Origin of the sequence: Leptospira ellinghausenii (assembly GCF_003114815.1) — a bacterium.
Classification (GTDB): Bacteria; Spirochaetota; Leptospiria; order Leptospirales; family Leptospiraceae; genus Leptospira_A; species Leptospira_A ellinghausenii.
Genome location: NZ_BFAZ01000006.1, coordinates 319,571 through 339,220 on the forward strand (window position 1 = coordinate 319,571; position 19,650 = coordinate 339,220).

Below are 19,650 nucleotides of genomic sequence, written 5' to 3' on the forward strand. Positions count from 1 at the left end.
TTTTATTGCCAAAATAGATTTGAGATGATGGTTTCTCCAATTCCCTCAATGTCTATCTTTTTTTGCCAACCAAACCTTGATTCCAATGCCTAAAATTTAAGCGGCTAGAAATTCCAAAATCCCCAAAAGTTTTTTAATTTTTTTCAAATCATCTTTTTCGATATTCGTATAACGGAGAACAGATGGTTCCGTTGGGGCAATCGTTAGCCCCTTAAATTGGCCCATGGCCTGGATCACTCTGTCCGGATTCCCCCTGAAGTAGGTTCCACATTTGAACAAAATCTCCTCTGGTTTTTCAGTCACAAATTCGAAACCTAAATTGGATGATAAAGTTCTGATTTTTTCCAATTCGACAAAAGTTTTTGCAATCTGTGGGAGTTCGCCAAATCTATCTTCCATCTCAAGTGCCAATTCCTCAATTTCATCTAAATTAGCAGACCCTTCAAATCGTTTATAAAATTCAATTTTTTGTTTTGTGTCAGGGATGTATTCGTCTGGAAGATAAAAATTAGTTTTTAAATTCACAGCAGTTCGGACTTCCACTCGAACCTCTTCCCCTTTGATTCTAGAGATGGACTCTTCTAACATTTTTACATAGAGATCAAATCCAACTTCCATGATATCGCCAGACTGCTCTTTTCCAAGCAAATTCCCGGCTCCGCGGATTTCCAAATCTCGCATCGCCACCTTAAATCCAGAACCTAACTCTTGGTATTCGAAGATTGTATTGAGCCTTTTTTCGGCAAGTTCCGTCATCAGTTTTTTGGAAGGATAAAACATATATGCATATGCTTTTCGATCAGACCTTCCGACACGACCTCGGATTTGGTACAATTGGGATAAACCAAACATATCTGCTCGTTTTACGATTAAGGTGTTGACATTTGGCATGTCTATACCCGATTCAATGATCGTGGTAGTTACTAAAATATCATACTTTCGTTCATAAAAATCCACTAGAGTTTCTTCAATTTCATCCTCTGTCAATTGTCCATGCAAAATACCAACAGATACTTCCGGGACTAAAGTCCTTACATAAGAAGCTTCTTCTTCAATTGACTCAACGCGGTTGTATAAATAGAATACCTGCCCACCCCTTTCAATTTCCTTTCGAATTGCTTCTTGGATCAGAGTATCATCTTCTTCCAAAACATATGTTTCGACACTTTGCCTATTTTTCGGTGCAGTGGAAATGATAGAAAGTTCTCGAATTCCCGTGAGTGCCATATGCAAGGTTCTAGGTATTGGAGTTGCCGTTAAGGTTAATACATCAACAAGGTTTTTGAATTTTTTAATCGATTCCTTATGAGTGACACCAAATTTTTGTTCTTCATCGATGATGAGTAACCCCAAATTTTTGGGTTTTACCTTCGAAGACAAAATTGCATGTGTCCCAATTAACATATCAATTTTACCTTCTGTAAAATTTTTTAAATCTTCGCGTATCTCCGCAGGGGATCTAAATCTAGATACAAATGCTATCTTAATCGGATAGTTTTCATACCTCTGTTTGAATGTATTAAAATGTTGGAGTGAAAGAATGGTTGTTGGTGTGAGTAACATGACTTGTTTACCAGCCATGATTACTTTAAATGCTGCGCGAATTGCAACTTCCGTTTTTCCATACCCAACATCACCACATACCAAACGATCCATCGGTCGAGACGACTCTAAGTCTTGTTTGACGGCTTCAATTGCTGATATTTGATCTGGTGTCTCCTCAAATTCAAATGCAGCTTCAAACTCTTCCTGCCAAATTGTATCAGGAGGAAATGCAAAACCATTTAACTTCATTCGATTCGAATAAAGTAACACGAGTTCCTCGGCAAGTTTATCAACTGACTCTTGGACACGTTCTTTAGCCTTTTTCCAAGAATTTTTTCCTAACGTATCGAGTTTAGGAGAATCAGTCCCTCCAATGTATTTTTGTACAAGGGAAATTTGATCCAATGGAACAAATAGACTATCACCTCCCGCATATTCTAATTTAAGGAAATCTCTTTCCTTTCCATCAGCCTTTGTTCGTTCCATTTTAATGAAACGACCCACACCATGATTCACATGGACAATGTAATCTCCTTCTTTTAAATCGATGAAGGATTCGATCATCTGAGAGGATTGTTTCTTATAACGAGTTTTACGTTTGTATTGACGTCCAAACAAATCATTATCTGTAAAAACGTGGATACCTTTTTCCACCAAGTGGAACCCACGTTTCAACTCAGATAAAATCAAATGGATTCCTGGTGTCGTATTGCCAAAGGGAAATGGAGTTGGTTCTTCCGAGTTTTCTCCAATGGTGTTTACTTCTGTTTCAGAAAATAAACCTTTTAGTCGCAACATTTGTGCGAGAAATGAAGAAGTGATATAGATACTCTGATTTGGATTTTCGGAAAGTAATTCTAAAAAATGTTCCTTTGCTTCTCTGATTTTCCCTCGGAAACCTTTTACCTCTGTGATAGGTGCATAACCAAAATTATGTGTCAGATTTGGTAGTAGAGTGAATTGAATTCCTTTCGTTTCTTCAGATGTTAGGGCGTCCCATTCGGAACCAAACGATAATAATTCATTTGGAGGTAAACAAACGGATTCTTCTTTTTTTTTCTCAAATAAGGTATTGTATTCTCTCTCCATTCCATAGGATCTTTCTTTTGTTTCCTGAAACTTTGGGAAAATAAGGATGGGTGATTCCTTAAAAAATTCCAAAAAACCTTCTTGTTTTCTTACCAATGGTAAATGTTCCTCGATGATTTCCAATTCGGAATCAAGAGGAATTCGTTTATCAGAATATTCTTTTAGTAGAGTATGGTATTTTTCTAATTCACTTTTTGTTACAATGGTTTCATTTGCAGCTGTAATAACAATTTCACTAATTTTGGAAATTGATTTCTGTGTATTTGGATCAAATGTTCTAATTTCATCCACAGTATCACCAAAAAAATCAATCCGAACTGGATTTGGCAAATAAGGTGTGTAAATATCGAGAATTCCACCTTTTAAACTAAAATGACCAAATTGTTCACAAACTTCTTCACGATGGTATCCAAGTTGTACGAGTTCAGACAATAAAGATTCCAAAGGAAAATCAACACCAAGTTTTAAGGCAATTGATTTTCCATTTAAACTTTCTTTGTTTGGAAGTTTACGAAGGAAGGCTGAAACCGAAGTTACCACCAAACATCGTCCACCTGTTAAAATTCGGTTAATCGTTAGTATACGATCTCGTTTCCACTCCGCTTGCCATTTTGTATATTCATAAGGAATATTTTCGGGACCAGGAAAAAAATAGATATTTTCTTTCGAAACAAAACTTAAGAGTTCTCGTGAAAAACTTTCTGCATCTTGGTTTGTTGGTAGGATGACGACAAAAGTATTTTTTGCGTATTTGTTTTGAAAGAGTTCGCTTGTGACAAAAGAATGGGCAGACTCAGGGATACCACTGAGACTCACAAGAGTATCTTTTGCTTCTGCAAAAACTTCTTTAGGTTCGTAGGGTCTAATTTGAATTTCTTTTGTCATTTTGGATCATTCGGGACAAACGAAGATTTCGTTGTCGATCAAACGGACCTCACCTACAAAAACAGCAGTTGCAAGTAACACGTTTCCTTTTAGTTCTGTGATTGGTTGTAATGTGATGGGGTGCACAACTTCTAAATAATCAATTTTGATGTTTGTTCCTGTTAAAAGAAAATCAGAAAGGATTTCCTTCCATACTGTTATGTTCTTTTCACCACCTAATAGTGTCTTCTTGGCAAGTTGGAACATTCTTGGAATTAGGGTCGCAGTTTCTCTATCTTTTTTTGATAAACGTAGGTTCCTAGAACTCATGGCCAGTCCATCATCTTCTCGTTTTGTCGGTACACCGACAATTTTCATAGGAAAATTGAGTTCGTCTACAAGTGAGGAAATTACTCGGAATTGTTGGTAATCTTTTAAACCAAAAAAACCATAGTCTGCCTCTGTTAAATGAAAGAGTTTTGAAACAATCTGAAGAACTCCTTCAAAATGCCCAGGTCTTGTCCTTCCGCAAAGAGTTTTTTGTAGCGACGGAATACTCATCTGGATGGGTGTTTCCGTTTTTGGGTACATGACACCAACACTAGGCAAAAATACTAAATCTACCCCATTTTCTTCGCATAACTTTAAATCAGCTTCCGTGTTATTGGGATAAGCTTCAAAATCCTTTGGATCATTGAATTGGGTTGGATTGATGAAAATGGAGACAATGGTTTTTGTACATTGTTTTTTGGAGTGGTGAACCAAATCCATATGGCCCGCATGAAGCGTTCCCATGGTAGGACAAAAACCAAGAGTTTCCTTTTGTTGTTTCCATTCTTGAATGATTTTTTTTAATTCTGAAATCTCGGAGACAACTTTCATGTTTGGCCTTTGGTTCTCACTTTTACACTCGTTCCATGTTCTTCATCCAGACCTTCTAGTTCCGACATAAGTTTCACATATGGGTACAAAGTTTCGAGTGATTCCTTTGTGACTTCTTGAAACGTTACCCGTTTTAGAAACGTATCCACACCCAGAGAAGAGTAAATCCTACTTCCTCTGGCTGTTGGTAAGATATGATTGGTTCCAGAGATATAATCTCCCATCGCCACTGGAGAATAAGGACCTAAAAATACACTCCCTGCATGTTCAATTTTCGCAAACACAGAATCATTATCCCTAGTTTGGATTTCTAAATGTTCTGGCGCTAATTCATTCGAAAACCAGATACAATCCTCCATCGTAGGGAATACGAGAATGCTAGAATTTTCATAAATTGCCTTTTGTTTCATTTCTAAACGTTTTGGACGTTCACGAAATGCGATTTCCAATTCGTCTCTGACTTTCTCTGCAAATGAAACTTCCGTAGTGAGTAAAATCGCTGAACTATCCTCACCATGTTCCGCTTGGGATAACATATCACAGGCGATCCACTTTGGATTTGATGTTGCATCGGCAATGATACAAACTTCACTTGGACCTGCAGGGCTATCAATCCCAATGAGTCCTTGGCCACTTAAGTACGATTTGGCGGCGGCAACATAGGAATTCCCAGGTCCAACAATGAACTCTGATTTGGGAACTGACTCGGTTCCATACGCAGCTGCCGCAATTCCTTGAGCTCCACCAACTGTTACAATCCGGTCAATCTCCAAAATCTGGGTAAGCCAAACTAAAATCTCGGGGATTCCTTCTTTTTGTGGGGGTGTGATGAGTTGGATCGATTGAACTCCAGCAATTTTTGCAGGGATGATTCCCATAAGGACACTCGAAGGATACAAAGCCTTCCCACCAGGAGCATACACAGCAAGGGAAGGAATGGGAGTGTATTTGACACCCAATCGATTTCCATCGATCACCTTAGACCATGCCTCTCGTTTCTGGGCCATGTGAAAGGCTTCAATATTGCTTTTTGCTCTTAAAAATGCTTCTTTGGTTTTGGAATCAACATTCGTTTGGATTTCTTTAGGGTTGAGTGTCAGTTTCGAAAGTTTGATGCCATCAAACTTTTCTGTATAACAAAAAAGAGCAGAATCCCCTTTGGTTCGCACATCTTCCAAAATGGGTAAAATCCGACTTGTTGCGGAACTTAAGTCTTCCCTTGCACCCGACAGAAAACGTGAGTATACCTCTTTAGAATTTCGATCACAGGAAAGAATGGGAATCGGCATAATTTCAGCTTGGAAGGAAGTGCCTTCCTAAACAAGCTTTTTGTCAAAAACGAGAGGAGATTTCGATTTGGTAACGGGATCCTACTTCCCTAACCAATTTGGATTGGGAAATACCAGACTCAGGTACCATCGATGCATACACCCTTTGGTTTTCACTCCCAAGAGGAAATCCCTGTTCATACGTCGCCACATTCCGTTTGGCAGAAAAATACGAATCTACCAAGTTATAAATTAAAAACGCACCAAGTAACCCAGCTCCTGCTTGGATCACACCTAACTCTGATTTTGCGCGATTAAAACTTGTCTCCGCATTATTTCGATTGAGTAACCATAAAACTTGAGTGTCAGCTCGGTCAGCGAGTACGGCTCCAAGGATCACTGCGGATTGGTAATCGGACCTTGCTGCTAAAAAACGATTGTACGAATTTGCATACACCGCAACTGCCGAAATGGCTATGGCGGGATAGGAGTACAATTTCCAATCCTTACCATCAATGTACTTTTGCCCCCATCCAGGCAAAACAGAAGATCGCCATAAAGTAGACCAATATGGAGTTTCATAATAATCCTCAGGAATTTCTTTCCGAATGATTCTTTCTTGCCGTTTTGCAAAATTATTTGCTCTTTCCTTGGAATCAGACAATACAACACGTTGTTTGACGGTCAGTGTTTTGTTCCGAGGATTTTCTAGGACCAAATCATAAATCCCTGTGTCTGTATCAGGATCAACTGCAAATGTTGCCTTTGCAATCGAATCGGATTCAATCACCACTTTTTTAGCGGGGATTCGTTTCCCTCCAGTAACCATATACACTTTCATGGGATGGATAAAATCTTTACCCTCGAGTAAAAAAACTTTTTCTTTTTCTTCCTTTGATACGGAATACACTGAGTCCTTAGAAAGAGTGGGAACACGAGAAACAACTACTTCAAATTTCACCCAATCAGAATAACTACCAACTTTTCCTAGTTTGTTGATTACCGCCACTCGGTGTTCATAAACACCAGAAGTATAATTGACCAAATCATAACTTGTTCCCTTTACTTTTTCAGATAAAACCAAATAACCGCTGGAATTTTTAATTTCCAAAACATAACCAGTAGCACCTTCCACTTCCATCCAACGTAACTGGTGTTGGGTGCCCTCTTCTCCGTCTGGTTCTCCCCAAATAGGAAAACCAATCAATATGAAAATGAAAAGTACAATCGCTTTTTTATTCCACATAGATGGTACCTGGTGTGAGGATTTTCGGAACTTTTAGTTCTGGAACGGAAATGAAAAAATCTTGTTTGTTGGCAACGGATTCTCTTTCCGAACCATCATTCGACTTATAAAAGGAGGAAACTTCCCATCGAAACCTACCCACATTTAATTTTTGGATATCAGTCATCTGGAATTTATTCGATGCAATTCGTTCATTCAGAATTACTTTTTCTCGAATGCCTGAAACATCAATGAGCTTCAATCGATATGCCGAAACTTTTTCCACTGGTTTCCAAGTAAAACTGATGAAATTTTTTGTAAAAAGATCGATTGTTTCATTTCGCCCTGGTGACAATAAATTAGGAGGTTCAATATTGGATACCATTTGGAAATATCTTGTGGGACTAACAGTGGATTCATCATCTGCAAGTTTCACTCGCCAATAGAATTTTCCAAAATCCTTTGATTTAAATTCATAATAATTCCCAACCACCGATTCTTTCACTACCAAACTTTGAAAGTCGGCTTGTTTTGAAACTTGGATCTCATAGTTTGATTTTCCAGTCAGTTTTTTCCATTTGAGAACAACAAGATTACGTTCATCAACCTCAACTTCTGCAGATTGGTTTGGTGAGATTAATTCCAATTCCTCTTTTGCAATGACAGTGAAAGAAAAAGATTTGGAATCAATCCGAGTGCCTTCATTTGTGATCCCTTTTACTCTCCAAAAATAGGTACCAAGTTTTAAACCTGTTGTAGATTTAAAAAAATTATTCTTAATTTTTTCTGTTTGGAGAATGGAAGAAAAATTAACATCACTACTCAACTCCCATTGGTAAGAATCAAAATCTTTATCATCCTTCCATGAAAAGAATAATTGTGATTTGGTTTGTTCTTCTGCGATTACCTTACCCCGACTCGGTTCTAATAATTCGGGTGGTGAACTATTAGTTTTTTTCTGAATTTGAAACGTAATTACGGCTGAAGTTTTTTCTTCGATTCCAGGTAAACTTGACTTCGCTTTTATCTTCGCAAAATAAGTCCCTTCTTTTAAATTATCAAACGCCAAAGATTGGTTTTGTGTCTGTTTTAAGGTAACAATATCTGTAAAAGCTTTATCGCGAGCAATTTGAACAGAATAGGAAGAATACAAATCCAAAACATTCCAAACAAATCGTACAACGGGAGTTTCATTTGAATAGGGAATCACTTCTTCATTTCTAGGTGATAATAATTTCAATGACGGATCATTTAAAATCCTAAATTGGAATACTTCTGTTACGGATCTAGATTGAGTACTTGGATCGTTAAAAGACACTCTCCAGTAATAAGAACCTGGTTCCAATTTTTTTGAAACATTAGCGGATGATAACTTTTCTCTTATAATTGATTTGGAAAAATCAGGGAAAAGAGAAACTTCTATCATAGGAGAAGCACGTTTTATAGAATCCGAATTCCATCCTGAAATTGAAAAGTAAATTCGTTCCACTCCAGATTCAGAAAGAATATTTTTTCTGTCTTCTGGGCTGACAAGACGAAACAATTGTTTAGCAACTTTAACACCTGATTCGGAAACATTAGCAACTTGGTCCTTGGCAATTGTTTCTTCTTTTCCATTGGAGGTTACTTTCGCTTCCCCTTGGTCAACTTTGATATTTAATTCAGATTTTGTTTTATCGAGTTTTACATCACCATTTGTAACTTCAACAGTTTTGTCACCAGCAGTGATATTCATTTTGACATCACCAGAAGACCCAGACACCCGCGCTGCCTCAAAGGAACCATAGGCAAAATTAATATTGATATTTTTATCGGAAAGATCGAGTAAGATCATGGAATTTTCTGAAATGTTGATCTTTGTTCCATCATTTAAAGTTAAAACGGCATCGGACAATCCTTCTGTCCGGATCGTATCTCTATTTTTTACTTCCGTTTTTGATTCAATTAAATCCCAAACAACAGCATCATTGTACTTTCTTAATACTGTTTTATTCTTAAATGTGATGATACCAATTGTTGGTTCACTGGAATCATTGGCTCTAAAATTTAAATTACGATACAATAATACAGAAAATAGCAAAATTAATAATAATAATGCTGTTACTACAAATCTTGTATCATTTAACAAACGCATGGTTTTATTTATGTGTCCTCGTAAACACCCCATCCCAATCTTTTCCAGGGGAACTGAGACTGTATTCTTCACATCGTTCGATTAACATATGACTCGATTTATCTTTTGAACCTTTACTTCTTTCTGAATCGTGAAACAACTGGATCGCTTTTGCCCAATTTTGATTTAGGTATTCTTTAAAACCAGCTTCATACAATTGAACTGCTTCCACTACATTTGGAGTTACAAGGGATTTATACCCTACCAATTCATGGATACGAACTGGTTCGTTTTTACCTTTCACACGAACTAAATCCACATACCTCGTAATCATTTCTTCTTGGATTTTTTCACGAATCGGATCTGTGATAAGGATGTTCACACCATAATCTTTACCAGCTGCTTCGAGTCGTGCAGCTAAATTGACGGTATCACCCATCATCGTATAAGAGGCAAGTGCATCGGTTCCCATAAACCCAACCTTTGCTGGGCCAGAATTAAGTCCAATCCTTGCATCCATCACTTGTGTTTCTTTGGAATAAAGATCATTTGCCGTCCAATAATCCCGTAACTCTTGTAATTTCAAAACCATATCCACACTGGCTCTTGCAGCTTTCAACTCATGGTCAACGACTGGTACTGGCGCGTTGAAGATCCCCACAATCGCATCTCCAATGTATTTGTCCAAAACACCCTCGTGTTTTTTCAAAAGAAGAGTCATTGCTGATAGGTATTCATTCAGAAGTGCAGCAAGATCAGCACTTTTTAACTGTTCGGAAATTGTAGAAAAACTAGCAACGTCTGAGAAAAAAGCTGTGATATGAGTTTCTGATCCACGTTTTAAAGCAGCTAGATCAACCATGGCTTCCTGGACCACAACCGGATCAATCATACTTCCTAAGATGTTTTTAACCTTTTCTCTTTCTTCTAAACCTTGACCCATATCGATAAAGTATTTTGTTAATAAACCCACTTCATCTTGGGTTGTAGGTTTGATTCCAATTTTAAAATTACCTTTTGCAATCTCAAGCGTAGCAGTTAACAATTGCAATACGGGTTTTGTAATCGTTTTTGAGAAGAAAAACACAAAAATAAGAGCGGAACACAACCCAATCCCTGCGATGTAAAGGTTTGTTTTTTGGCTTTTGTAAACATCTGCAAACGCTTTTTCTTCTGAAACTATCGTGATGACACCTGCATCAGCAAATCCAATTTTTTGGAAGGAACCTAAATAAGAACCACCTAACTCCTCATCTTGATAACTCATCTGGCCTGTGCTTGGTGCACTCGTGAGCATCGTTTTGACGATGGGCATTGTTGTTAAATCGGTTGCGGCAAGCACTAAGTCTTCTTTTGGATGAGCAAGAACCGTTCCAGAACCATTCACTAAAAATGTTGTTTCAATTCCCTTTTTGGAAAATGCTCCAATAATTTTATCTAATTTGACAATGATGACAAGAGCATTGTCTAACTCACCATTTTCTGCTGTGGGAATGGCAATAGCAAAGGATGGCTCGACAAATCCGGGACTTGAATTGAGGAGAACGGCTTGGCCATTAAAGGCTTCTGCTAATGCATCGCGGTTTCTGTTGACAACTGCATGAAAATCATCTTCCGTGACGGCACTTTTTTTAAGTTCTTCTTCATTAAACACCTCTCGTTTCATCACGAGGATGTTGTCCCTCTTTTCAAAAATACCTAAATAGATAAATTCCTTATCATTTTGGAAAAAAGTTTTGAGGAGTAATTTTCGATCTTCTTCAGGGAGTCCTTGGGTGGTGAGAGTGATGGCAATTTGGCGACCTTTTTCCACAACACCTAAAATATCTGATTTTACTTTGGACCCAATGATTTCCGCAATTCGAATATTATTATCACGTAACTGGAGTTCGATGGAACGTTTAAAATAAAAGGAAGCAAAAATAATGATACTGGCCACTGATAATACAAACAGTAGGCTAATCACTCCCATCATCTTTAATTGTAGAGAAAACTTTGTATTTACATTGGATTCAATAGGAATATCAGATTCGATCTCTTCTGATTTTTTATCTTTCGATTCTGGATTTGGTTTGATTCCTTTTGATGGCACTTCGCCTAACGAGTGCTCTCCATCTTTTGGATTCACTGTATTTGATGGGAAATCCTCTCCATCAGTTGCAAATGAGGATTCAATCAAATCATATGGGTGATTGGGATCGGTTTCCACTTCCGTTACTACCGATTCTTTTTCTGATATAGTTTCTGAATTTGGTAAAAGTGATTCCGTATGTTGGTGTCCATTCAAACTACCATTCTCACCCACACTCACACCTGTTAATTCCAATTGACGAATTTTCGTTTTCCCTGAACTGCCAACAAGTTCCAAAGGTGGGAAAGATAAAACCTTGGTTTCAATTTCTTTTGTTTTGCCACTGACAATTTCAGGTATGGAACTGGTTTTTCCTGTCAGTCCAAATTTATGAGAAATTCGATCAGGTGAAATTCGATCATCATATAAATACTCAAGTCTTGCAAATACAGACCTTACTTCAGTTTCCGAAGACTTAGGATAAATAACAAAAAGATTTTTTCCTTCACTTGCAGTAGATAGTGCTTTCGCCAAATACTTATTAGATGATATCTGATGAATGGATACATAAGGGTATTCAAATCGATTGTTAGGAAATTGAATCCCCCATGGAGGTGGCCCAAAACGGAACTCCAATTCCCTTGTCCTTCGTGTTTGGAAGAATATAGTAATCCCGTCGTCCCCATTCCATGATTCTAAACTTCCAGGAGTTTCATCCCAGACAAGAAATGTGAGTTTGGACGTTCTAAGGAACGGAATTTCGGCAGAAATTTCTAACATACTGTTTTTAGTATCGACTTAAATAGGCGTTCAATCGATCTCATTTCTAGATGAAAATCATCACGTTAAATTGCAACGGAATTCGTTCCAGTCTCAGCAAAGGATTACTCGAATTTATACGTCACGAAAATCCTGACATGATTTGTTTCCAAGAAACGAAGGCTCCCGAAAAAGAAATTGTTAGGAACGAGTTCCAGGAGCTGGGTTATGAAATTTATTTCTGTCTTGCAGAAAAACCTGGATACAGTGGATGCGCAGTTTTGACCAAACGAAAACCAAAATCAGTGTCCATTGGGTATGGAGATGGGATTTTTCGCTCAGAAGGTCGCTCTGTTTTTTTGGAATTTGATGAGTTTTACCTTTGGAATTTGTATTTTCCCTCAGGAACGAGTGGAGAAGAACGCCAAAAGATCAAATACCAATTTTTAGATGCATTTATGGCACTCGCAAAACCATTTTTAAAAAAGAAAAAACCACTCCTTGTTTGCGGTGATGTGAATATTGCCCATACGGCAATGGACATCCATAACCCAAAAGGGAATGAAAAAAATTCAGGTTTTTTACCTGAAGAACGGAAATGGATGACCGATTTTTTAAACTTAGGTTTTTTCGACTGTTTTAGAACACTCCACCCAGAGACAAAAGATGAATACTCTTGGTGGACCTACAGGTTCCAGGCGAGGAAAAACAATAAAGGTTGGAGGATAGATTATTTTTTTGTAACAAAATCAAAGTCTGTTCAATTATTAACCTCTAAAATTGCAAAAGAACCTGTGATGTCAGACCATGCTCCCGTGGTTCTCGAGGTCCAATTCTCTTGACAGAATGTTTATTTTCGGATCAATTCTTCTCTCATGAAACGTATCCTATTTCTCATTCCCCTTTTTTTACACATACAATGTTCTGTCCTTGGTGTCCTCCAAGACAAAATCCCAACACCTGAATTTTCCTTTGAATCCCTTCATATCAAACAAATTACATTTACAGACATCACCCTTGGTGTAGAAACATCAGTTACCAATCCTTACCCTGTTTCCCTTCCCAGTTCTTTTTTGGATATGGATATCAAAATTGAAGGAATGAAATTGTCTCAAATCAAAACAGATTTGGGAATCATTGAAGCAAAAAAAACCAAAACCCTTCCATTAGAAGTAAAATTAAAATATACGGACTTAGTCCAATTGTATAAAAAATTCCCCACAAAACCCATGTTAGAAGTGAGTGCGGAAGGGAATATGAAAGTGGCCATTCCCAAACAGTGGCAACTTTTAGGAAAGGATTCGGTTAGTTTTCCATTTGTCCAAAAAAAAGAAATCCCTGCAGTTTTACCCGATGTGGAAATTCGAAATTTCAAAATTTTAATGCCAACGGAATCAGAAATTTTGAGTGCATCGAATACCGAGACCATGGTTGGAACCACTACAAATTTTTTAAAAGGATTACTCGGTGGATCAAAAACGCCTGTTACCTCTGCCGCCAAAGCAGGATTAGCTGGGCTAAATTTAAGTTTAAAAACGGAATTTGATTTTGTTTTTTCAAACCAAGCAGCAGCGAATCTGAATCTTACTGATTTAAAATACAATTTACAGTTGGCGGGCGAAAATTTCCTAACAGGATCTCCAAAAGAAATCATCAATTCAGGAAAAGAATCGACAGTTAAAGTTTCGAATCAGTTCCCAATTGCATCCATTGGTTCCTCATTGTACAAAACCATTCAATCGAAAGAAGCTTTGTACCAACTGAAAGGAGACTCAGGCCTACTTGTTCCAAACATCCGAGAAAACATTCCCTTTTCCTATGAGAAAAAAGGAAAGTTCCAATGGTAAACCTTTCCTTTTTATAATTTAATTTAAATTCTTTAAAAAAATTATTTTTTCTTCTGTAACATCTGTTTGATTTCATCCCTGGTTTTTCCAGGGTGCAAACGGATTTGGTAGGTAACAAGAAATCTTGTGATGATGGGTGTTCCATCTTTTGATGCATGTTCATAATTAAAGCGAGAGGCATCATTTTGAATGATTTTAGCAATGTCATTGATGCGAGGCACCCTTCTATCAAAGGCTATGGATTCCAATTTGCCTGTGACGGTATTGAGCCCAATGGAAATGATTCCATCATCGACAAAGCTCAATAGATCGTATTTTTTCATTTCTTCTTTTGAGAGTTCGTCCCCACCTAAATCGGCTTTCCTGCGGATTTTATCCGTATAACGGATCTGTCTCACCATATAAGAATCGGAAGCAATATAAACACGGAATACTTCTAAAGGTAGTTCGCTTTTTTTCTGGAAAAAGGGAATTTCTCCTGTATGGTTTTGGACCTCTTCCCCTCTTTCATTCAGGATCACTTCTCCTTCGCCACCTGGTGGTGGAAGGATTTCTTTTATGATTGTTGTTTCCGTTTTTGGTTCTTCCTGCTTTGATTGAGAGGAATCTTTCGTGGATTGGCAATAAACAAGGGCGAAAAGAAGGAAAAAAAGTGCGGAGTGAAACGAAAATTTCATTTGCACATCAGTATTTGGTGGTTTCTTCCCCTGGCAAGAAATTTAAGGGAAAAAGGAGAATCCCTAAACCAAATATTTTGCAAACACCGTGGCAAGTCCCAAGAAAAAGAAAAACCCACAAACATCCGTTGTTGCTGTCACAAAAATGGAAGAGGCAATGGCGGGGTCAATTTTCATTCCTTTCAGTAATATGGGAACGAGGGAGCCAACAAGGGAAGCAACCATCATATTGACGAGCATCGCTGTACCCACAACAAGAGCCAAAGTTAAGTTCCCTTTCACAAGGTAAATCATACTAAATGTAACAGTGCCGAGTGCCAATCCATTCAGAACACCAATTGTGAATTCTTTCCGAACCGCATCCCACCAATTGGAAAAGGACAAATCACCTGTTGCAATATTTCGAATCACAACTGTTACAGATTGTGTTCCTGCATTTCCACCAAGACCAGCAACAATAGGCATGAGTGTCGCAAGGACAACTATTTTCGAAATGGTATCTTCAAAGTAGGCAACCACACTCGAGCTCACAAAAGCAGTTAGTAAATTCACATTGAGCCAAACGATCCTACGTTTAACCGATTGTAAGATGGGCGTCGACAACCTTTCATCTTCCGAAACCCCTGCCATGAGGAGGATATCTTCCGACGCTTCCTCTTCCACAATTTCTAACACATCGTCTACAGTAATACGACCAATGATCCGTCCTAAATCATCAGTTACTGCTGCACTCACTAAGTCATATTTTTTGAATGTATTGGCTACTTCCTCTTGGTCCACATCATAATGGAAAGCGATGATGGAGAAGTTTGTGATCTTTGCAATTTTAGTATTGATGGGTGTGAGAAACAAATCCTTTAAAGGGATAAATCCCTCCAAAACTCCATCTTCATTAGTTACATAAATCTGATAGATGTCTTCGATTTCTTTTGCCTTTTTTCGGACATTGATGATCCCTTTTCGGACATTGTCTGTAATGGTCACTGTCGCAAAGTCTTTTGACATGAGTCGACCCGCAGAGTATTCCCGAAATCCAAGTTGGGACCTGATTTCGAAACTATCGGTTTTACTCAAATTGGCTAATACAAGTTCTCGTTTGGCACCTGGAAGATATGACAATAAATATGTAGTTTCATCAGTTTCAATATGGCTCAGAGTTTTTGAGATTTCATCCACTGAGAGTTCTTCTAAAAAAGACTCGAGTGTCTCCTCTTCCATTTTGATGAGGGAATAGGCTTGGTCTTCGACTGATAACAATCGGAAGAGGTATAACTCTTCTTCTCGTTCTAAATCTTTGAATAAGGTGACAACGTCTGCGGGGTGAGCCCCATCAAGCAGTGACTTAAGATGGGACTGGTCTTTTGCTTCAATGGAAGATTTGATTTGTTCGACAAACTCTTCATAGGAATCACTTTCTCTGTCGATTTTGATTCGGAATTCGGATTCTTTCTTTCTTTCTTCTTCCATAAATCAGCGGATTTCCTGAATTTTCCAATTGACGGTTATGTCACGTGAAGCATAGGCTATATCCTATGTCGGCACGAGTTCCTTTTTTGAAAACGAATCTTTTTTTCATCCTAGTTTTTTCACAATGTGTCTTATTTGAACCAAAACTAAACAAAGTCCCAGATGCATATGTACGGGAAGAAGTGATGAATGCAGAGCAAAAGAATGCTACTAAGATCCTCACTGAAAAAATCATCAAACTCAATAATGAAGTCACAAACCAAAGAAAGGCAAATGCACTGACATCTCAGGCAATCAAAATTTCCCAAGCCAAGGTAAACAAACATGCAGCAGAAAGAGATCTCAAACGTGCCAAGGAATCCTACTTTACTTTAAAAGAAGACTCTGCCGCTTCCAAACGTTACCTTGAAGAAAGCCAGATGTTTGAATTAGAAAGGGCAAAAGAAGAAACCAGATACAAAACTTGGGTTCAAAAAGAAAAAGAAGATAAAGCATATCTGGAGATGAAGGAAGCGGCACTCGGCGAGATGATCGCGGAACTCGAGTTAGTACGATCAGAAATTGCAGTTAAGTTCCAAGAATCACAGGGAAAAACTCCTGCTGATCCTGAATATGTAAAAAAAGAAATCTATGAAACGCAGTATGCTGAGAAAAAATCGGATGCTAGACGAAGGTTATCCGATTGGGAACGAATCAAAACGGAAGCACCTAGCCTTCCAAAGGTAAATTTAGAGGATAGTTTCGATGATTCTAAATAAACGTCACCTCTTCCCATCATTTACCGTCATTCTTCTTTCGCTTTGGTTTGTTACACCGGAGAATTTGTACGCCGATTGGGTGTACTTTCCCTATGAATACAACCAAATCTACAAAGAAAAATATGCTTTGGAATTGGAACTTGCTGACATTCGCAAACAACACCAAAATGAACTCAATCGATTAGAAGAGGAAAAAAAAGACCTGCAATCCCAAATTCGAAACCTAACAGAAGATTTAGAATTGGAAAAACGGAATCGTGCCAAAGAACAAGATGAATATTCCGATAAACTCCGCGATTACGATATGCGCCTTCGAAGTTTAGAGAAAAAAGGAACCGACAAAGAACGTACACTGGCAGAAGAAAACAGAAAACGAGAAGAAAAAGATAGAGCAGAAATTGAATCTCTCAAACGTAAATTAGAAGAAAAAGAAAGAGAGTGCCTTCAAAAGGAACAAAAACTCCGCGAAACATACGAATCCAAAATGGATGAACTGAAAGAAAGGATTCGCAATTTAGAAGAAGAACTAGCCAATTTACGGAAACTTACCAAAGAACAAAAACGAGAATTGGAAAGGCTTTCGGAACAAACCAAAGAATTTGAAGAAAAACTCGCAAAAGAAATCACATCCGGACAAATTCGTCTCAAACGATTTCATAACAAACTCATCATTAACATAGATGACAAAATTTCTTTTGATAGTGGATCATCCGAATTAAAACCCGCAATTCTCCCCGCCATTGAAAAAATACGAGAAATTTTGGCTGCTTATCCTGAAAACTACATTGTTGTGGAAGGCCATACTGACAATGTTCCCATCAAAACAAAATTCAGAAACAACTGGCATCTTTCCAGCGAACGGGCGTTATCTGTATTAGAATTCATTTTGCAGAATAAAAACCTTAACCCAAAAAACTTTTCAAGTGCCGGATACGGAGAACACCAACCCATTGTTCCCAATAGCACTAAAGAAAACAAAGCACTCAATCGCCGGGTAGATATAGTTGTGATTCCAAGAGCAACCAGTTCCTTGGGTGGAAACAATGACTAACCAAAGGCCAAAAAGGCGTAAGCTCATTTTCTTTTTAAGTCTCTCCGGCATTTTGTCGGTGATGATTTTTTTTATTGAATGGGTTGGTTCTAAGGAAAGTGGGAGTTTAGCTCTATTTGCCGATGCAGGCCATATTTTTACAGATGTATTCGCTCATATCATCTCCCTTTTTGCCCTTATCATTGCAGCCAAAAAACCTAACAAAAAATACCCTTTTGGTTTCCATCGATTTGAAGTCATTGCCGCTTTTTTAAACGGACTACTTCTTATCGTGATCGCACTATTCATTTTATATGAAAGTTACATACGGTATTATGGGAATGCGGATGTAGAGGCGGATACAATGCTAATGTATTCCCTCATTGGTTTTGGAATTAATATGATTTCAGCGGGATTACTTGTCGGAGTGAGTAAAACAAGCTTAAATTTAAAATCAGCATACTTACACGTGTTAAGTGATTTACTAGGGACTTTGGCTGTGATTTTTGGTGCACTCCTCATTCATTTTACAGGTGTAAAACAGATCGATAGTATTCTAAGCATTTTACTTGGTCTTTTTATTTTAAAAACATCTTACGGTATCGTCAAAGAATCGATCCAAATTTTAATCGAAGCTGACACAAGTGATTTTGACAAAGAACATCTATTAGAACATATACAGGTTTTGCAAGGAATAGAATCCGTACCTAAAACGACAATTCGGAAACTCACCTCAGGAGTGTTTTCGGTCGAAATCCAAGTTTCCGTAAAAGACAATGCAAATCGTGATAAAATCACTTTCGAAATTCACAAAGTCTTAAAGGAAGAGTTTGGAGTTCCCTTTGTTTCCGTAGAAATAGTTTCCGCCAGTGTCCTTTCAAAATTGGAAACTCTTTCAGTCCGAGAATCAGAAAGAGAATTTGGTCATCACGGGCATGAACATGGTCATTCTTTTGACCATACAGAAAATAAATTAAAAGGTCACACCCACAAACACTGATTCTTGGGATACTCATTACCTAACCTCCTAACTTTGTCATGTTAATGAAAGTTAGGAAGTTTGGTTTCGTTTTTTCAATTGGGTGAGGTATTTGGTTAAGGAATCTTCCCAGACAAATAATTGCCAATCAGGATCAATCGTTTTTAATTCCTCAAGCCTTTCCAGTTTGTAATAGTTTTTAACGGATAACAAAACTGGTAAAATTGGATAGGGAAAACCTTCCAGTAATTTGTCTTTTGTGGGATTTCCTTGGAAACCAAGGAGAAAGGATTCTCTCCACTGGATGAGTTTGATTCGTTCCCAATTGAGATCGGAATCTTTTTTAGATAATTCCTTAGTTTTTCCGATAAGAAGGGAAACAAGCGAACACAATTCTTTGAGTCTTAATTCCAATCCTAACTCACCATAATCTTCGATCAGTAAACTTCCAGGCAAAAGTGGTAAGTCCCTTACTTGTATTTTCAAATGGCTGACTTGTGGAGTAAAGTCTGTATGGAAACTTTCTTTTGTGACCACACAAGGATAATTTGTTTCTTTCGGAATGGGAACAATGTAAACTGGATTTACAGTTTCCGATTTTGTAACCCAAAATACAAAATTTGCTTCGCCCCCATTTGTCACAAATGACTTAATTCCTGTTAGTCTATTTGACACAACTGTCGATTGTAATTTTTTTATTTTTCCCTCAAATCCAGGTTCACTCACTCCAACAGATAAAATGATTGTAGGTGTCACCCCCATAAATGCATCCCATAAAAAATGGGAACCAGGACTTGCATATTGGGAATGAAGGAGAATCCCTCCTGCTACATTCACCTCAACCATACAAGAGAGCGCAAGAGAAACTCCATTGGGTTCTTCTGCAAGTATCGAAATCTTATTTTGAAATTCGAGATACGATTCTTTTCCTAAGAGGAAATCATAAAAACCAGTAGCAAACAGATATGGTTTCCAACTGCGGTAAAAACCTTTTTTTTCAGCTACTGCTTTTGGATAAATTGAATCTTTTTCACCATATTTGGCTAATAAATGGTAAGGAGACTCACTCACGAATT

At 37.8% G+C, this 19,650-nt stretch carries 14 protein-coding genes; 5 read left to right on the forward strand and 9 right to left on the reverse strand.

Going from position 1 to position 19,650, the window contains the following annotated elements; translation table 11 throughout:
• Positions 1–96 precede the first annotated feature (96 nt).
• The 6 genes from mfd to DI076_RS06865 are packed head-to-tail and all read right to left on the reverse strand — an operon-like array spanning position 97 to position 11,837.
• Positions 97–3,519 carry a transcription-repair coupling factor gene (gene mfd / locus DI076_RS06840; protein ID WP_108959202.1) on the reverse strand — a complete coding sequence of 1,141 codons (3,423 nt, stop codon included), beginning with the start codon at positions 3,517–3,519 and terminating at the stop codon, positions 97–99.
• A gap of 6 nt (positions 3,520–3,525) precedes the next feature.
• Positions 3,526–4,380 carry a pantoate--beta-alanine ligase gene (panC, locus tag DI076_RS06845; RefSeq protein ID WP_108959203.1) on the reverse strand — a complete coding sequence of 285 codons (855 nt, stop codon included), beginning with the start codon at positions 4,378–4,380 and terminating at the stop codon, positions 3,526–3,528.
• Entirely contained in the window at positions 4,377–5,669 is a 1,293-nt protein-coding gene (gene hisD, locus DI076_RS06850; protein WP_108959204.1) for a histidinol dehydrogenase, read from the reverse strand. The genes panC and hisD overlap by 4 nt, the downstream gene beginning before the upstream one ends.
• 43 nt (positions 5,670–5,712) lie before the next feature.
• On the reverse strand, positions 5,713–6,894 hold the full coding sequence (locus DI076_RS06855; RefSeq protein WP_108959205.1) for an LIC11435 family protein: 1,182 nt from the start codon (positions 6,892–6,894) through the stop codon (positions 5,713–5,715).
• Positions 6,884–9,007, reverse strand: a complete 2,124-nt coding sequence (locus DI076_RS06860; protein WP_108959206.1) for a FecR domain-containing protein — start codon at positions 9,005–9,007, stop codon at positions 6,884–6,886. Before DI076_RS06860 ends, DI076_RS06855 begins: the two co-directional genes overlap by 11 nt.
• Positions 9,008–9,011: 4 nt before the next feature.
• Positions 9,012–11,837: an adenylate/guanylate cyclase domain-containing protein gene (locus DI076_RS06865; protein ID WP_108959207.1), complete on the reverse strand. Its 2,826-nt coding sequence runs from the start codon at positions 11,835–11,837 to the stop codon at positions 9,012–9,014.
• Positions 11,838–11,887: 50 nt separating this feature from the next.
• Between DI076_RS06865 and DI076_RS06870 the strand changes: the two genes are divergently transcribed.
• Together DI076_RS06870 and DI076_RS06875 are read left to right on the forward strand one after the other, a co-directional pair.
• On the forward strand, positions 11,888–12,658 hold the full coding sequence (locus DI076_RS06870; RefSeq protein WP_108959208.1) for an exodeoxyribonuclease III: 771 nt from the start codon (positions 11,888–11,890) through the stop codon (positions 12,656–12,658).
• Between the two features lie 33 nt (positions 12,659–12,691).
• Positions 12,692–13,663: an LEA/WHy family protein gene (locus DI076_RS06875; protein WP_108959209.1), complete on the forward strand. Its 972-nt coding sequence runs from the start codon at positions 12,692–12,694 to the stop codon at positions 13,661–13,663.
• A gap of 41 nt (positions 13,664–13,704) precedes the next feature.
• Here the strand turns inward: DI076_RS06875 and DI076_RS06880 are convergent, their stop codons facing one another.
• A complete protein-coding gene (locus DI076_RS06880) occupies positions 13,705–14,340 on the reverse strand; it encodes an LA_2219 family laminin/E-cadherin/plasminogen-binding protein (protein WP_108959210.1) in 636 nt (211 codons plus the stop codon).
• Positions 14,341–14,403: 63 nt separating this feature from the next.
• Positions 14,404–15,807: a magnesium transporter gene (mgtE, locus tag DI076_RS06885; protein WP_108959211.1), complete on the reverse strand. Its 1,404-nt coding sequence runs from the start codon at positions 15,805–15,807 to the stop codon at positions 14,404–14,406.
• Between the two features lie 86 nt (positions 15,808–15,893).
• Between mgtE and DI076_RS06890 the strand changes: the two genes are divergently transcribed.
• The 3 genes from DI076_RS06890 to DI076_RS06900 are packed head-to-tail and all read left to right on the forward strand — an operon-like array spanning position 15,894 to position 18,595.
• The gene (locus tag DI076_RS06890) at positions 15,894–16,565 is read left to right on the forward strand and encodes a hypothetical protein (protein WP_245918309.1); all 672 of its coding nucleotides are present in this window, start codon (positions 15,894–15,896) and stop codon (positions 16,563–16,565) included.
• Positions 16,552–17,616 (forward strand): OmpA/MotB family protein, encoded by a 1,065-nt coding sequence (locus tag DI076_RS06895; RefSeq protein WP_108959213.1) that lies wholly within the window; start codon positions 16,552–16,554, stop codon positions 17,614–17,616. Before DI076_RS06890 ends, DI076_RS06895 begins: the two co-directional genes overlap by 14 nt.
• Entirely contained in the window at positions 17,609–18,595 is a 987-nt protein-coding gene (locus tag DI076_RS06900) for a cation diffusion facilitator family transporter (RefSeq protein WP_108959214.1), read from the forward strand. Before DI076_RS06895 ends, DI076_RS06900 begins: the two co-directional genes overlap by 8 nt.
• Positions 18,596–18,646: 51 nt before the next feature.
• Here DI076_RS06900 and DI076_RS06905 read toward each other — a convergent pair whose 3' ends face one another.
• On the reverse strand, positions 18,647–19,645 hold the full coding sequence (locus DI076_RS06905) for an acyl-CoA dehydrogenase (protein ID WP_108959215.1): 999 nt from the start codon (positions 19,643–19,645) through the stop codon (positions 18,647–18,649).
• Positions 19,646–19,650 lie beyond the last annotated feature (5 nt).

Excerpts from the sequence above, each read along its gene's own strand:
- mgtE (WP_108959211.1), bottom strand. The coding sequence starts at position 15,807 with ATGGAAGAAGAAAGAAAGAAAGAATCCGAATTCCGAATCAAAATCGAC.
- DI076_RS06875 (WP_108959209.1), top strand. The coding sequence starts at position 12,692 with ATGAAACGTATCCTATTTCTCATTCCCCTTTTTTTACACATACAATGT.
- DI076_RS06900 (WP_108959214.1), top strand. The coding sequence starts at position 17,609 with ATGACTAACCAAAGGCCAAAAAGGCGTAAGCTCATTTTCTTTTTAAGT.
- DI076_RS06870 (WP_108959208.1), top strand. The coding sequence starts at position 11,888 with ATGAAAATCATCACGTTAAATTGCAACGGAATTCGTTCCAGTCTCAGC.
- panC (WP_108959203.1), bottom strand. The coding sequence starts at position 4,380 with ATGAAAGTTGTCTCCGAGATTTCAGAATTAAAAAAAATCATTCAAGAA.
- DI076_RS06865 (WP_108959207.1), bottom strand. The coding sequence starts at position 11,837 with ATGTTAGAAATTTCTGCCGAAATTCCGTTCCTTAGAACGTCCAAACTC.
- DI076_RS06880 (WP_108959210.1), bottom strand. The coding sequence starts at position 14,340 with ATGAAATTTTCGTTTCACTCCGCACTTTTTTTCCTTCTTTTCGCCCTT.
- mfd (WP_108959202.1), bottom strand. The coding sequence starts at position 3,519 with ATGACAAAAGAAATTCAAATTAGACCCTACGAACCTAAAGAAGTTTTT.
- DI076_RS06895 (WP_108959213.1), top strand. The coding sequence starts at position 16,552 with ATGATTCTAAATAAACGTCACCTCTTCCCATCATTTACCGTCATTCTT.
- DI076_RS06855 (WP_108959205.1), bottom strand. The coding sequence starts at position 6,894 with ATGTGGAATAAAAAAGCGATTGTACTTTTCATTTTCATATTGATTGGT.
- hisD (WP_108959204.1), bottom strand. The coding sequence starts at position 5,669 with ATGCCGATTCCCATTCTTTCCTGTGATCGAAATTCTAAAGAGGTATAC.
- DI076_RS06860 (WP_108959206.1), bottom strand. The coding sequence starts at position 9,007 with ATGCGTTTGTTAAATGATACAAGATTTGTAGTAACAGCATTATTATTA.